Origin of the sequence: Nocardiopsis sp. SBT366 (assembly GCF_001083815.1) — a bacterium.
Taxonomy (GTDB): Bacteria; Actinomycetota; Actinomycetes; order Streptosporangiales; family Streptosporangiaceae; genus Nocardiopsis; species Nocardiopsis prasina.
In genome coordinates this window covers 1-14,437 of sequence record NZ_LAVM01000003.1, presented here as the reverse complement: position 1 = coordinate 14,437, position 14,437 = coordinate 1, and the positions used below count along the sequence as shown (strand labels likewise).

Sequence of the window (14,437 nt, the reverse complement as noted above, 5' to 3'; positions counted from 1 at the left end):
TGATGTCAGGGCGGGGCGAACCATGCTGTCAGCGTTCTGTCAGTGCAGGTCGGCACACTTGGGGACAGACGTTGAAACGGAGGACCAATGACTGACGCCATCCGCGCGGAGGGTCTGGTCAAGCACTTCAAGGGCAAGACCGCCCTTGGCGGAGTGGACCTGACGGCGAGGGCGGGGGCCGTACTGGGCGTCCTGGGACCCAACGGGTCCGGCAAGACGACGACCGTACGCATCCTCTCCACCCTGCTCAGGCCCGACGCCGGACACGCCACCGTCGGCGGCCACGACGTGGTGCGCGAACCACACGAGGTACGCCGCCAGATCGGCCTGACCGGCCAGTACGCGGCGGTCGACGCCGAGCTGACCGGTACCCAGAACCTGGTGCTCATCGCCCGCCTGCTCGGGTTCGGGCGCGCCGGTGCCAGTGCCCGGTCCAGGGAGCTGATGGAGCGGTTCGGACTCTCCGACGCCGCCGACCGCCCCGCCAAGACCTACTCGGGCGGCATGCGCCGCCGCCTGGACCTGGCCGCGAGCCTCGTGGGCCGCCCCGCGCTGCTCTACCTGGACGAGCCGACCACCGGTCTGGACCCGCACAGCCGCAACGGCCTGTGGGACGTGGTGCGCGACCTCGTCTCCGACGGCGTGACCGTCCTGCTCACCACCCAGTACCTGGAGGAGGCCGACCAGCTCGCGGACGACATCATCGTGCTGGACCACGGCAAGGTGATCAGCCGGGGCACTCCCGAGGAGCTGAAGAACCACGCCGGCAACCAGGTGCTGCAACTGCGCACCGTGGACCCCGCGCAGCTGCCGCTGGCCACCCGGATCGTCGAGGCCGTCACCAGTTCACCGGTGACGACCGACGGGCTGCTCGCCAGCGTCGCGGTCACCGACGTGGGCGTGCTGCCCGAGACGGTGCGCCGCCTGGACGAGCAGGGCGTGGCCGTCGCCGAACTCTCCCTGCGCAAGCCGAGCCTGGACGAGGTGTTCCTCGCCCTGACCGGCCACCCCGCCGAAGACGAGACCGCAGGTCAGCCCGCGAACGAAGGGACCCCAGCATGAGTGCCGTGACGACCCGGCCGAGGTCGGCACAGGAGGGCGCGCCGGTGGCGCCCGCGCACATCTCCCCTCTCACAACCGTCCAGCACGGGCTCCAGCTCACCTGGCGCAGTGTCCTGAAGATCCGGGCCAACCCCGAAGAGGTCTTCGGGCTCATGCTCCAACCGGTGATGTTCGTGACCCTGTTCGTCTTCGTCTTCGGACAGGCGATGATGGGCGACTGGCAGAGCTACCGCGACTTCCTCATGCCCGGCATCGTCGCGCAGTCGGTGGTGTTCGCCACGATGGGCACGGGCTTCAGCCTGAGCCAGGACGTGGAGAAGGGGATCTTCGACCGGTTCCGGTCCCTGCCCATCGCGCGTTCGGCCCCGCTGATCGGCGCGATCCTGGGTGACCTGGTCCGGTACGCGATCACCGTCGTCATGGTCATGCTGGTCGGCGTGGCGATCGGCTTCCGCCCCGAGGGCGGGTTCCTCGGTGTGCTGGCCGCCAGCGCCCTGATCCTGCTGTTCGCATTCGCGCTGTGCTGGATGTCGGCCTTCGTCGGCATGCTCGTCCGCACACCGATGGCGGTGCAGTCGTTCGGGATGATCCTGCTGTTCCCGCTCACCTTCGGCAGTTCGGCGTTCGTCGCTCCGGACAACATGCCGGGCTGGTTGGCTCCGATCGCGGCGAACAACCCGGTCACGCACGTGGTGGACGCCATGCGCGGGCTCATGCTCGGCGGTGACGCCGCCGCTCCCGTGGCCTGGACCCTGTTCTGGACCGTGGTGATCACGGCGATCTTCTTCCCGCTGGCCGTGTGGGCCTACCGCCGCCGCACCTGATCCCCGGGCCGCTGGGCGCCGCCGTGTGAGGCGGCGTCCAGCGCGCCGGGGCGCGGCCCAACGGCTGGGGGCTCCGCCGGGCGGGTGCTCACGGTGCCCAGTCACCGAGGTCGACGTCGTCCGGGACGATCGGGGCGAGCCACCGCGCCACCCGGTCCCGAGCGGCATCCCGATCGCTGCCCTCGCCCTCCGCGAGCCGACGCGCGAACCCCTGCGCGCCCAGATCCTCCTCCAGCCGTTCGCGGACCCGTCGTCCCTTGGGCGTGGCGGTGTCGGCGACCCCCCGCAGCTGGGCGGCGTAACCGAGCATGAGCGCGGCCCACTCCGGTTCCTCCCCCGCCACCATGGACGCCATGGTGTCCAGGACGTCGGCGCCGAACGGTCCCAGCCCGAACCGGGCCAGCCACCAGGCTCGGCCCACCTCCCGCCAGGCCAGCTCCGTCTGGCCCTCCGCCCAGGCGAGGTCGGCGGCCTGCACCCGCCACGCGGGTTCGACGTAGGCCAGGGCGAAGCCGCCCAGAGCGGCCACGGAGGGTTCGGTCTCCTCCAGGAGGCGCCTGGCCTCGACCGTGCGTCCGGCGGCGCACAGCCACTGGATCTGGGTGAGCCGGAGGGACACCAGGTGCTCGTCCTCGGCCGAACCCCCCAGGAGCCGCTCGAGGTCCAGCTCGGCCTCCGCCACCTCACCGAGGTCGACCAGGATCTGGGTGCGCCGGGTACGGAACATGGCGACGACCCCCTCCAGCCCGCCCTCCTGCGCCAGGACGATCCCCCAGTCGAGCAGGCGGCGGCAGCGTTCCAGGTCGGTGTAGCGGACCACGTCCACCAGGTGCACGATCGCGTTGCACTGCCCCCACACGTCGCCGAGTTCACGCATGGACTCCAACGCGGTGGTGGCCCGTTCCACGGCCCCGCGCGCATCGCCGTGGACCCCGTCCAGGAGCGAGAGCATCAGGTGCGTCATCGCCCGGGCCCAGGGGTCCCTCTGATCCCGGAGGCTCTCCTCGAGGCGCGCGCGGGACCGGCCGCCCGGGTACCCGTCGGTCATCGATCGGTACACCAGGCAGAGGATGAGCACGGGGTGGTCCTCGGCCCGGAGCCCGGCCCCCGCCAGAACCTCCTCGACCCGGCCGAGGCGTTCGACGACGGTGGCACGGCCCGCGTCCATCTCCCCCGAACGGTGGAAGAGGCAGCTCGCGTAGGCCACCTCGTGTCCCTCAGGAGGAGAGTCCCCCACCAGCTCCAGGACCTGACGGGACCACCGGGCGGTCTGCTGCCAGTGCTCGTCCAGGGACCAGTACCACTGGGAGTGCTCCACCAGGTCCAGGGCCAGGGATGTGTCTTGGCGCCGCACCGCCCAGTGGAAGGCCGCCACGCAGTTGTCGGACTCCGCGCCGAGCCGGGCCAACCAGTGCCGCTGGCCGGGGCCGCGCAGTTCGGGGTCGCCCCGACGCCACAGGTCGCGCGCGTAACGGGCCTGCGTGTCCCGGACGCGCTCCTCCTCGCCGCTGGCGGTGAGGCGTTCGGTCGCGTAGGCCCGGACGGTCTCCAACTGCCGGTAGCGGGCGGGGGTGTCCTCTCTCTCGGGGTTCTCCGCCACCACGAGCGACTTGTCGACGAGGGCGAAAAGGACCGTCCAGACGTCGTGCCCGGCCACGGTCCCGTCCGGGCCGTCCGGATCGGAGCCGACCCGTTCGACCGCTTCCAGAGTGGCGCCGCCGGGCATGACCGCCAGGCGACGCAGGAGGCGGCGTTCGGGTTCGTCGAGCAGCTCCCAACTCCAGTCGACCACCGCCCGCAGGGTGCGGTGGCGGGGCAGCGCCGAGCGGCTACCGCTGGTGAGCAGGCGGAACCGGTCCCGGAGACGGTCGGCGAGCTGGGCGGGCGACATCGCGCGCAGGCGCGCGGCAGCCAGTTCCAGCGCGAGCGGCATGCCGTCGAGTTCGCGGATGATCCGGACGACGTGGCCCACGTTGTCGGCGTCGACGGTGAAGCCGGGGAGCACCGCCCGCGCACGTTCGGAGAACAGGGTCACGGCCGGGTAGCTCCGCACCTCCTCCACCTCCGCGCCCTCGGGCGGTTGGTCGAGCGAGGGCACCGGCAGCAGGATCTCGCCCCCGACTCCCAGGGGTTCCCGGGAGGTGACGAGCACGCGCAGGTCAGGGCAGCGCGTGAGCAGGACCTCGACCAGGCGGGCGGCGGCGTCCACCACGTGCTCGCAGTTGTCCAGCACGACCAGCCCTGAGCGTTCCCCCAGGTAGGAGACGGCCCGTTCGAGGGGGGACAGCGCAAGCACGGCGGCGCGTGTCTGGAAGACGGCCTGCCCGCGCAGGTCCAGGGCGGTGGCCAGCGCGTCGGGTAGGTCAGCGCCCTGACGCACCGGGGCCAGACCGACGAACCACACACCTCCGGAGGCGAGTTCCGGTGCGTGTTCGGCCAGGTGGGCGGCGGCCTCCACGGCCAGCCGGGTCTTGCCCGAGCCACCCGGGCCGGTGAGGGTGACCAACCGCGCGTTCGAGAGGCCGTCCACCGCCGCACGCACCTCCGCGTCGCGGGGGACGAATCCGGTCAGGGGCCGGGGCAGGCGCACCACCGCTGGCGGCTGCGGTTGCGCCGGCGCGGAGCCGTCGGGCACGAGTTCTCCGCGCAGTAGCCGCAGGTGGACCCGCCGGAGGTGGTCGGAGGGGTCCAAGCCGAGTTCGTCGGCCAGACGCGCCCGGAAGGCCTCGTGAGCGGCCAGCGCGTCGGCGGTCCGTCCGTTGCCCGCCAGAGCGCGCATGAGGAGTTCGACGGGGCGTTCGCGCTGCGGATCCCTGGCGGCCAGCGCCTCCGCCTCGGGCAGGGCCTCCACGAAGCGGCCGAGGCCGAGCCGGGCCTCCAGGTGGTCCTCGCGCGCGGTGCGTTGGGCCTCGTACAGGCGCAGGGCGATGTCCTCGGCCACGCCGTGGGCGGTGAGGTCGGGCAGGGCCGGTCCGCGCCACAGGGCCAGGGCCGCCGACAGGGCGCGCTCGGCCTCCTTGGGTCGGCCAGCCAGGAGCCGTTCCCGCCCGTGCCTGGCGAGCTCCTCGAACTCGTGGAGGTCCACCTGGCCGGGGGCGACCTCCAGCCGGTAGCCGGAGGCGTCACCATGGAGACGCGCGCCACCGCCCAGGGCGCGGCGCAGGCGCGAGGCCAGGGCCTGGAGCGCGTTGCCCGAGGCGACGCGGGCGTCCTCACCCCAGATCGCGTCGGTGAGCTGTTCGGTGGACACCTGCTGGCCGGGGCGGAGCAGGAGGAGCGTCAGGAGGGCGCGCAGGCGGGCGCCGCCGATGGTGAGGGGCTCTCCGGAGGTGTCGTGCACCTGGAGGGGCCCCAGAATGGAGAACCGCACCGACCCATCATCACCGATCCCGTGGGCGACCGGGCGTCGCGCCCGGGTCGCGGCGAGCGGGCCCGGACACCCTCGCGACGCCGGTCCGTGAACGGTCCGCAATGCCGTGGTCGCGGCCGATCGCAGTAGGGTTCGCTCAGGACCGTGTCGCGCCGACCGTCGAGGTGCTCGTGCGCACGGTTCCTCCGTGACCGGCCCGGGGTCCCCCCGCGCCCGGTCCGACGTACCTCGAGTCTCGCCTTTTGGCCCGAAAGTCCAGCAGGAGCCCCATTGTTCCCGGTCTTGCCTTCCCTCCGGACCACCGCCGCGCACGGTGTGCCCCGAACCTCCCCCGGTACCCGCGCGGGTGCCGTGGCGGTGGGCGCCGCCCTGCTCGCGTCGACCGGTTGCGGGGTCTCCTCGGAGCTGAGCGGTGAGATGCCGACCGACATCAACGTGACCAGCCCGATGATGCAGGAGGGGCAGCCCCTGCCCGCCGCGTACTCGTGTGAGGCCGACGGCGAGCCGGTGTCGCCGCCGCTGAGCTGGTCGGGTCTGCCCGACGACGTGGGTTCGATCGCGCTGGTGGTGGACGACCCGAGCGCCGCCGTCGTGTTCTGGATGGTCTACGACCTGGACCCCCAGCTGGTCGAGCTGCGGCAGAACACCGTCCCGGGCGACGCGAAGCAGGGGCAGAACACCGCCGGGGACGCCGCCTACGGGGCTCCCTGCCCCGAGGAGAGCGACGTGCACGAGTTTCGGTTCACCGTGTACGCCCTGGAGGGGCACCTGGACCTGCCTGAGGGGGCGGCGCTGGACCTGACCCTGGAAGCCATCGCGAACCAGGCCGTGGCCCGGGGTACCCTGCTCACCAACAGCGAGTGAAATGGGTCATAATCAGCGATTCCCCTCGCCCGGAACCGGGCGGACCCGTCCGACCGACGGCACGGGGAACAACTGAGGAAGCACCCGTCGCCCTCTGCACACAGCGCGCGACAGCGCATACAGTGGGTCCGTGCCCCTCACCCCATTTCAGTTGACCGATTCCCGTCCAACCGCCCCGCGGCACCCTGCCCCGAGACCGCGTCGGATCACCGGCGGTCGCGCCCTGACAGCCACTGGGCCCCGGCACGTCGGGTCCACGCGAAACCGGGCCTCCGCCTCCCACCCCCGACCGGTACTCGCCAGGCCGGTCCCAGGCGCTCCCCGGGCGCGGCCGACCTCCCCAAGGTAGTGCGTACACCATGACCGTCACCGTCATCATCATCACCGCCGTCATCGTCGTGCTCGCCGTGCTCGTACTCCTCCTCCTGGGGATGCGCGCGCTCAGCATCGGCTCGCGCGAGGACGACTACGACGACGAGTACGAGTACGACGACGTCGAGGACAACGACCGCGACGACCGGCGCGACCGGCGGGAGCGGGACGACGACCCCGAGGACGACGGGACCGCCCCGAGGGGCAGGTCCCGCAGATCGCGCCAGGACGCCGGGGGCAGGGCGGAACGGCGTCCCAAGGGCAAGCGCCAGCGCGGTGTGGACTGGGAGGACGACTCCGACGGGCTCTCCGACAACGACTTCTGGTCGAGTCTGAGCGACGAGGACGCGGCCCCCGCCCGCTCCGGCGGGCGCGCGGACGCCCCCGACCCCGGCGCCGGCCCCGGTGACGACGACGGTTACGCGGACGACTACGACGACTACGAGGACGACCGGGTCTCGGCGCGACAGGACACCATCATCCAGGCCCCGCCCGCCGGGACGGGTGCCCTGCCCCCCGCCCAGCCGGAGCGCGGCCCCACAGGCCCCACCGACCTGGCGATGCTGGCCAGCCTGGGGCAGAGCAACACGCCCACGCCTCCGGAGCACGCCCCGCGCCACCAGGAGCAGCACCCGCCCGAGCAGGGGCTGGGACAGGGCCCGGCGGCGCTGCCGCCGTCCCAGGGTCTGCCCCCCACGCAGGGCCTGCCCCTCACGCAGGGGCTCCCTCCAGCACGGGCCGCGGCTCCCTCCCCCTCCTCTTTGAACGACGACCCGCTGGGCACGGGTTCCTGGAGCCCGCGTCCCCCCTCGACCGGCGACCCCTTCGAGGGCCGCGAACCGATCCGGCCCGCGGAGCGGCGTGAACCGGTCGCGCAGGACCCACTGGGTGACGGTTCCCTCGGCGGCGGCAACCCGGGTGGCAACCCGCTCAGTGGTGGACCGCTGGGCGGCGGCAACCCGAGTGGCGGTCCGCTGGGTGAGGGTCGTTCGTCGTACGACGGCGGCTCGACGAACCGCTCCGACTACCCGCCCCTGACCGGCGGCACGGGTCCCGGTGGCGGTGTCGGCGGGGCGGTCCCCGTCTCCTCCGACCCCCTGGACCCCGGGTTCCGTCCGACCCCGGCCAGCGGCGGCGACCTGAGCTCACCGATCTGGTCCAGCATGGACACCGGGGCCCACCAGCGCCCCGACCTGTCCTCGCTGGGCGGCTTCGGGGCTGGATCGGGTCACGGGGGGCCGAGCGGCGCCCACTCCGCTCCCGGCACCGGCGCGCAGCCCGCGCCGGGTCAGCCGATGGGCGGCCCGTCCGTCCCCGGACACCAGCTCCCCGGTTCCACCGATCCCCTGACCGGTGGGTACGCGGCGAGTTCGTTCACGCCCGGCTCGTCCTACGACAGCGGTTCCTTCTCCCGGTCGGAGTACGACACCGGAACGCACCAGCGCAGCCCCTACGACACCGGCGCGCACTCCCGCGACTACCAGTCCGGAATGCCCAACCAAGGCGGACTCGGCGGACCCGAATACGACACCGGAACCCACCACCGCCCCACCTACGACACCGACTCCTTCACCCGCTCCGAGTACGACACCGGAACGCACCAGCGCAGCCCCTACGACACCGGCGCGCACTCCCGCGACTACCAGTCCGGAATGCCCAACCAAGGCGGACTCGGCAGCCAGAACGGGTTGCCCGGACAGAACACGCCCGGTGTCCCCGGCGGCTCGAACGCCCCACTGTGGGGCGGGCAGGACGACTCGGGCGGCTTCGGCCAGCCGGTTCAGCCGGGTCAGCCGACGGTGCCGGGCGGGGGTCACCATGCGGGTCAGCCCTCCCCGTTCGGACAGGGGCCGGTTCCTCCCGGACCGGGCGGCCCGGTCGGCGGCCACGGTGGTCCCGCCTATGGAGGGCCCGCCTACCCGACCGGCGCCTACCCGGCGGACCAGCTGCGCGGTGAACTCCCGACCACGTTCCCGGGACACACCCAGCAGGGCGACCCCTACGGTCAGCAGCCCCACGGCGGCCAGGGCGGCTTCGGAGGACCGGACTACAACGACCCGATGAGGGGCGGGTTCGCGCCGCAGCGGCCCGAACCCGACTACGGGTACCCGCCGGTGGAGGGGTGGCAGCCGCCTCCCCCGGAGGGCACCAACGGCCATGGCGGAACCGGACAGCAACAGGGTCAGGGCCCCTACGGGCAGGCGCCCTACGGCCGCCCCGCCCCGGACCAGGAGCACTACGAGGGCGGCTACGAGGACGGTCGGTTCCGCTAGGTCACCGCGGACCGTCCCGGCGCGACGGACGCCATCACCACTTCACACCACCGAGGTGGCGGGTAACCCCCGCCGCCTCGGGTTTTTTCTGTCCTGGTTCGTCCCCGCGTACATGTGAAGTCGGGAAAATGGTCACCAACAGCACAACAGTCCGTAACACACAGTCATTCTCGTTGACTACAGTTAGTTATTGACGAAGCACCCTTCGCGGTCTCGTCGTCGTGACGCGTTCAGCCACGTACCCCCCGTTCGGACTCTGCCGTCCCCGTGCGCCTACGCATTCGCCTTGCCTGGTCCAACCCGAACGGAGTAACCATGCGCAACGACGCCCAGGGAGCACCACCCGGCCGACCGGAGACCACCTCCGAACGGCCCGGGACCCACACGGATCGCAAGGGGGTCGCCGCCGACTTCGGCGCCTCCCTCGTGGTCTTCCTGGTCGCCGTCCCCCTGTCCCTGGGGATCGCGGTCGCCTCCGGCGCCCCGCTGATCGCCGGAATCATCGCCGCCATCGTGGGCGGTATCGTCGCCGGTCTGGTCGGCGGATCGGTCGTGCAGGTCAGCGGCCCGGCCGCCGGACTCACCATCATCGTCGCCGACCTGATCATGACCTACGGATGGCGGGTCACCTGCCTGATCACCCTGCTGGCCGGGCTGGTCCAACTCGCACTGGGCGCGTTCCGCATCGCGCGGGCCGCCCTCGCCGTCTCCCCCGCCGTCGTGCACGGCATGCTCGCGGGGGTCGGAGTCACCATCGCCCTCGCCCAGCTCCACGTGGTCCTGGGAGGGGCTCCGCAGAGCTCGGCCCTGGCCAACATCGCCGACCTGCCCGAGCAGATCGCGCACAACCACACCGCCGCGGTCGCGGTCGGCGTCATCACCATCGCGATCATGTTCGGCTGGAACCGGCTGCCCGCCATCGGGAAGGTCCGGCCGGGGATGATCCCCGCAGCGCTGGTCGCGGTGGGCACCGCCACCATCATCGCCACCCTCGGCCGCTGGGAGGTCGAGACCGTGGCCCTGCCCAGCTCCCTCGCCGACGCCTGGAACGGACCGATGCTGCCCGAGGCCGGCCAGTGGCACGGCATCGCCCTGGCCGTGGCGGCCGTCGCCATGGTCGCCAGCGTGGAGTCGCTGCTGGCCGCCATCGCGGTGGACCGGCTGCACACCGGCCGCCGGGTCCAGCTCAACCGGGAACTGTGCGGGCAGGGCGCGGCCAACACCGTCAGCGGCGCCCTGGGCGGTCTGCCCATCGCCGGTGTCATCGTGCGCAGCACCGCCAACGTGCGGGCCGGGGCCCGCAGCCCGCTCTCCACGATCCTGCACGGTGTGTGGATCCTGCTGTTCGTCGCGTTCTTCGCGCACGTGGTCGAGCTGATCCCGATGCCCGCCCTGGCCGCGCTGCTCGTCTTCATCGGCGTGCAGATGGTGTCCCTGGCCCACCTGCGCGACCTGCGCAAGCACCACGAGGCCAGCGTCTACCTGGTGACCCTGTTCGGTGTGGTGTTCATCGGGCTGCTGGAGGGGGTGTTCATCGGCTTCGCGCTCGCGATGATCGTGTCGCTGCGCCGCCTGACCAAGCTCACCGTGGTCACCGAGGAGCGCGCGGGCCGGGTGCACGTGACCGTGCACGGATCGCTCACCTTCCTCGGGGTTCCCCGGCTGGCACACGTGCTGCGGACCATTCCCGAGGGGTCCAGCGTCGACCTGGACCTGCACGTCGACTTCATGGACCACGCCGCCTTCGAGGCCATCCACGCCTGGCGGGTGGACCACGAGCGCACCGGCGGCAGCGTCGACATCGACGAGGTCCACGAGAACTGGTACGCGCGCAGCTCCGAGAGGTCGGCCCCGGCGGCCAAGACCATCCCCAAGGGCCGCTGGTGGGCCCCATGGGACATGCGCCGTGATTCCGGCGCCGACCTGGCGGTGAACCCGCTGGGGCTGCTCACCGCCGGGGCCCGCGAGTACCACGCCAGCACCGCGGACCGGATGCGCGCGGTGATGAGCCGCCTCTCGCACCGCCACAACCCGACGGCCCTGTTCATCACCTGCGCGGACTCGCGCGTGGTACCCAACCTGATCACCGCGAGCGGCCCGGGCGACCTGTTCACCCTGCGCAACATGGGCAACCTGGTGCCTCGGCACGGCAGCGCAGACGGTTCCGCCGGTGCGGCCGTGGAGTACGCGGTCAACGTTCTGCGGGTGCCCTCAATCGTGGTCTGCGGGCACTCACACTGCGGGGCGATGCGCGCCCTGGCCGAGGGAGCGCACGAGGGGCCCGTGGAGGAGGAGACCTCGCACATCCGCCGGTGGCTGGCCAACGGACAGGGGAGCCTGCGCCGAGCAGGGGCGGACCACGGTGAACTGGCGGGACTGCCCGCGTCGGAGGCCCTGCGGCGACTGGCCCAGGCCAACGTGATCGAGCAGCTCGGCAACCTCATGGGGTACCCGGTCGTGCGCGAACGGGTGGAGTCGGGGCAGCTCACGCTGTCCGGGATGTACTACGACCTGGAGACCGCCAAGGTGCACCTGCTGGACGCCGAGACCGGGGAGTTCTCCCCCGTTCAGGGCGTCCAGGACGTGCCCGAGGCCGTACCGCACCCTCGTGAGGAAGCCGCCGAGGGTCAGTCGCTGGACGAGTCGTCGTCGGGTGCGTCGTCCCGTCCGTCCTGCTGAACACCTGAGGCCTGGTAGGTGGCGAGCAGGATGATCGCCACGATCGCCAGGATCGGCAGGCCGAAGAGGACCACCCAGAAGGCGGTGGAGTCGAACAAGAGTCACCCATTCCCGTGAACGCGGATGCCCGTCGGGCCGTCGACCCCGGTCGGCCCACGGGCGTTCGCGCTCCGGGGCTTCCCGGGGTACGGAGCGCAAGGGCCAATCTACCGCCCCACAAGGCGATCCGGCCATCACCATGGCGATCAGGAATGTGTCCCCGAGGCCTTCGAGTCCGGCCGAAAGTGCCGCCAACCCCCCTGTACGAATCGGATCGCGCACCCTACTCTCCAGGGGACCGAAGGAAACCATCCGTTCGAACCCCCGTCTTCGGCAGGTTCCTTCACAGGAGAGAAGATGTGCGAATCCTGCACGGCGCCCGTCTGCGACCCCCGCGCCTGTGAACCCACCCCCTGGTCACGCCGCATGCTGTTCGGCACCGCACTGGGTGCCGCGGCGGCAGTGACCGGCCTGGGCGGCACCGCCCACGCCGCGTCGGCGATGAACGCCTCCTGGTGCAACCCCGCCCTGGGCCACTTCCCCACCGGCGGACACTTCGGTGCGCCCCGGGGTGGCAGCACCCACGCCGGGCAGGACGTCACCAACAGCACCGGCACCGCCGTGTACGCCGCGGCCGCCGGAACCGTGGTCGGCCGGTCCTGGGGAGGCGGCCTCCCCGGCCGGACCGGCGAGGCCATCGTCGTCTCCCACGGCAACAACGTGTACACCTACTACGGTCACCTGAGTGTCTACCGGGTCGCCCTGAACGGGCGGGTCAGCGCGGGCCAGCGGATCGCCGACATGGGCGCCACCGGCAACGTCACCGGCCCCCACCTGCACTTCGAGACCCACGCCGGGCGCCTGGGCGGTGTCACCAACCCGGTGCCCTTCATGCGGAACCGGGGCGTGGAGCTGGGCGGCGGCTGGCCGAGCGTGGATCCCGAGGCCAACGGGGTGACGGTCACCGTCATCCAGCACCTGGTGACCCAGCGCGGCACGTCCCTCGTGGCCGACGGCTACTACGGCCCGACCTCGGTGAACGCGGTCAGGGCCTTCCAACGGGGCAAAGGCCTGGTCGCCGACGGCCAGGTCGGTCCGAGGACCTGGCCCCACCTGGTGTACGAACTCGAGCAGGGTGTCGGCGACGGATCCCACGTGCGAGCGCTCCAGAGCGCGATGAACAAGCGCAGCGCCGGACTGGTGGTCGACGGCAACTTCGGGCCGGTCGTGAACACCGCCGTCCGCGAGTTCCAGCGGGTCAACCGGCTGGTCGTCGACGGTGAGGCCGGTCCCCTCACCTGGCGGGCCCTGGTGGGTTGAGTGAGCCGCTCGGTCCCGGCCCGGACCCGGGGCCGAGCACCCGGACAGCGGACCCAGGAGACGTGGAGGAGAGGGAGTCGGCCGGTAAGCCGGATTCCACCACGCCCGTTCCGCTGACCTCGACCGAAACCCACAGAAGCCGCGGCACCTGCAATGACAGGTCTCGCGGCTTCTCCCTGTTCCTCGGTGCTCCCCACTCTCCGAGCAAGCACAGAGCAAACACGAACTCACCACATGCGTGGGAGCAGACCGGGCGAACGGCCAATCTCGGGCTTCCAGGCCGATGAGTCAGCGACCTGGGACTCTGGCCACTCATTGCTTGTCGCCTCCACGCACCCTACGCCGACTCCAAATAGATCATCTTAGTCCCTACTCAGGTTGTTAATTTCTGCATAGGCGGAACTCGCAACATCTACATAGGCCATAGCTTCGCCGGTGGTGGGCTGCTCACTGCTATGCGCGATGCTGTTTCTCGTCCTACGCAAACTGTCCAGGTGCCTGGAAAGCTCATACGTGAATATGTTATTTTCACCGAGCTGGCGCAATACATCATAAGTGCGCCTTGGGTTTTCAACTTCCACCCCCTTGGCCTTGCACAAATCTACCAAGGCCTGCTCAATACGCCTCCATGATTCAACTACCGCCGCCGAAGGAGAGTGCTCCGCTATCGGGGCCACTTCTTCATAGAGGTCAGCGGGAGAGAAGGGGTCGTCTGGTTCATGTTTCTCTTGAGGCAAGGATGAGAGCTCTCGCTGCTGCTCCTCCAACTCCTTGACCTCACGACCAAACTCAGCGTCCCCAATGGGACTCTTGATGGCTTTCACGTTTGCAATAAGATCGGATATCGGCTCGCGAAATATCATGACAACAAGAAATACCACAACTGGCCATGAAATGATATACCCAATAACGGAAGAAGAGAACTCGATCCAATTCACACGGGAATCCTATACCCAGAGGGGCACCTGGACACGACAGGATGCGGTGATACGTGTTCATAAAAGAAGAAAGTACTCATAAGAGTTCCATTCGACCAAATGAGTACTATGTAGCCGAAGACGGTGATATCTCCGAGAGGAGGTGCTTGATCGCGCCAAGCACCTCACACCTGAGTGCGCCAACTCGCCTATCGTTCCACCTCTGCCTCCCGCATTCTTCTCTGCCTTCTGCGCCCCTCTAAGGCTTCATCTTCCGTGTGCTGCCTCCCGCCTCCTGGCTGCTGCTGGCCCTGGACGTCTGGGAGTCTCCGCGCTGCTCGGATTGGCCGTCCTGTCGGCCCACCACACCCCCTGTGTCTCCTGGACTGTTGTTGCCCCTGGTTCGCATTCTCCCTGTGACGAACCGCCGTGCCCGTCTTCCTGGGCTCGGCGGGGCTCGCTCGGGCGCCCCGCGCGGAACGCTGGCGGGAGCGCCCGATGGCGCGCCTACCGCCGGACACCCTTTGGGCGTCCCGCAACCGCGCTCCGCGCACTCTGGTTGCTCGCGTACACCAACACGCCCCCCCCCCCCCCCGCCTCTTGCTGATCGAGGGACACACCCCGTGGATCGGCCGGGTCGAGGTGCCCGCCAGCGCTTCCGCGCTGCTGGAGTACCGCCTCGGGGAGAACGACCACGACTTCGTGGGCTACGCCATC

The 14,437-nt window shown here is 70.7% G+C and carries 9 protein-coding genes and 1 pseudogene; 7 read left to right on the top strand and 3 right to left on the bottom strand.

The window, feature by feature from the left end:
• The first annotated feature begins 87 nt into the window (after positions 1-87).
• Both ADX84_RS01410 and ADX84_RS01405 read left to right on the top strand, forming a co-directional pair.
• Positions 88-1,062, top strand: a complete 975-nt coding sequence (locus tag ADX84_RS01410) for an ATP-binding cassette domain-containing protein (protein WP_049566089.1) — start codon at positions 88-90, stop codon at positions 1,060-1,062.
• Positions 1,059-1,886 (top strand): ABC transporter permease, encoded by an 828-nt coding sequence (locus ADX84_RS01405; protein ID WP_026129339.1) that lies wholly within the window; start codon positions 1,059-1,061, stop codon positions 1,884-1,886. The genes ADX84_RS01410 and ADX84_RS01405 overlap by 4 nt, the downstream gene beginning before the upstream one ends.
• Positions 1,887-1,974: 88 nt before the next feature.
• On the opposite strand, the gene ADX84_RS01400 is transcribed toward ADX84_RS01405, so the two are convergent.
• Entirely contained in the window at positions 1,975-5,256 is a 3,282-nt protein-coding gene (locus ADX84_RS01400; protein ID WP_049566085.1) for a BTAD domain-containing putative transcriptional regulator, read from the bottom strand.
• Between the two features lie 270 nt (positions 5,257-5,526).
• Between ADX84_RS01400 and ADX84_RS01395 the strand changes: the two genes are divergently transcribed.
• The 3 genes from ADX84_RS01395 (at position 5,527) to ADX84_RS01385 (ending at position 11,444) form a co-directional block, all read left to right on the top strand.
• Complete coding sequence (locus ADX84_RS01395) at positions 5,527-6,120, top strand: YbhB/YbcL family Raf kinase inhibitor-like protein (protein ID WP_049566082.1); 594 nt, start codon at positions 5,527-5,529, stop codon at positions 6,118-6,120.
• A 359-nt stretch (positions 6,121-6,479) separates the two neighbouring features.
• Positions 6,480-8,765: a hypothetical protein gene (locus tag ADX84_RS01390; protein WP_049566080.1), complete on the top strand. Its 2,286-nt coding sequence runs from the start codon at positions 6,480-6,482 to the stop codon at positions 8,763-8,765.
• A gap of 315 nt (positions 8,766-9,080) precedes the next feature.
• Complete coding sequence (locus ADX84_RS01385) at positions 9,081-11,444, top strand: bifunctional SulP family inorganic anion transporter/carbonic anhydrase (RefSeq protein WP_049566077.1); 2,364 nt, start codon at positions 9,081-9,083, stop codon at positions 11,442-11,444.
• On the opposite strand, the gene ADX84_RS26210 is transcribed toward ADX84_RS01385, so the two are convergent.
• Entirely contained in the window at positions 11,393-11,542 is a 150-nt protein-coding gene (locus tag ADX84_RS26210) for a hypothetical protein (RefSeq protein WP_199776442.1), read from the bottom strand. The two genes, ADX84_RS01385 and ADX84_RS26210, sit on opposite strands and share 52 nt — an antisense overlap.
• Positions 11,543-11,840: 298 nt before the next feature.
• On the opposite strand from ADX84_RS26210, the gene ADX84_RS01380 reads away from it, so the two are divergent.
• A complete protein-coding gene (locus tag ADX84_RS01380; protein ID WP_049566075.1) occupies positions 11,841-12,803 on the top strand; it encodes a peptidoglycan-binding protein in 963 nt (320 codons plus the stop codon).
• Between the two features lie 362 nt (positions 12,804-13,165).
• Here the strand turns inward: ADX84_RS01380 and ADX84_RS25180 are convergent, their stop codons facing one another.
• Positions 13,166-13,741 (bottom strand): DUF4145 domain-containing protein, encoded by a 576-nt coding sequence (locus ADX84_RS25180; RefSeq protein WP_156207999.1) that lies wholly within the window; start codon positions 13,739-13,741, stop codon positions 13,166-13,168.
• Between the two features lie 582 nt (positions 13,742-14,323).
• Between ADX84_RS25180 and ADX84_RS25885 the strand changes: the two are divergent.
• Positions 14,324-14,437: pseudogene (locus ADX84_RS25885) on the top strand (PAC2 family protein); the annotation flags it as partial.

Excerpts from the sequence above, each read along its gene's own strand:
- ADX84_RS01410 (WP_049566089.1), top strand. The coding sequence starts at position 88 with ATGACTGACGCCATCCGCGCGGAGGGTCTGGTCAAGCACTTCAAGGGC.
- ADX84_RS01405 (WP_026129339.1), top strand. The coding sequence starts at position 1,059 with ATGAGTGCCGTGACGACCCGGCCGAGGTCGGCACAGGAGGGCGCGCCG.
- ADX84_RS01390 (WP_049566080.1), top strand. The coding sequence starts at position 6,480 with ATGACCGTCACCGTCATCATCATCACCGCCGTCATCGTCGTGCTCGCC.
- ADX84_RS01385 (WP_049566077.1), top strand. The coding sequence starts at position 9,081 with ATGCGCAACGACGCCCAGGGAGCACCACCCGGCCGACCGGAGACCACC.
- ADX84_RS01380 (WP_049566075.1), top strand. The coding sequence starts at position 11,841 with ATGTGCGAATCCTGCACGGCGCCCGTCTGCGACCCCCGCGCCTGTGAA.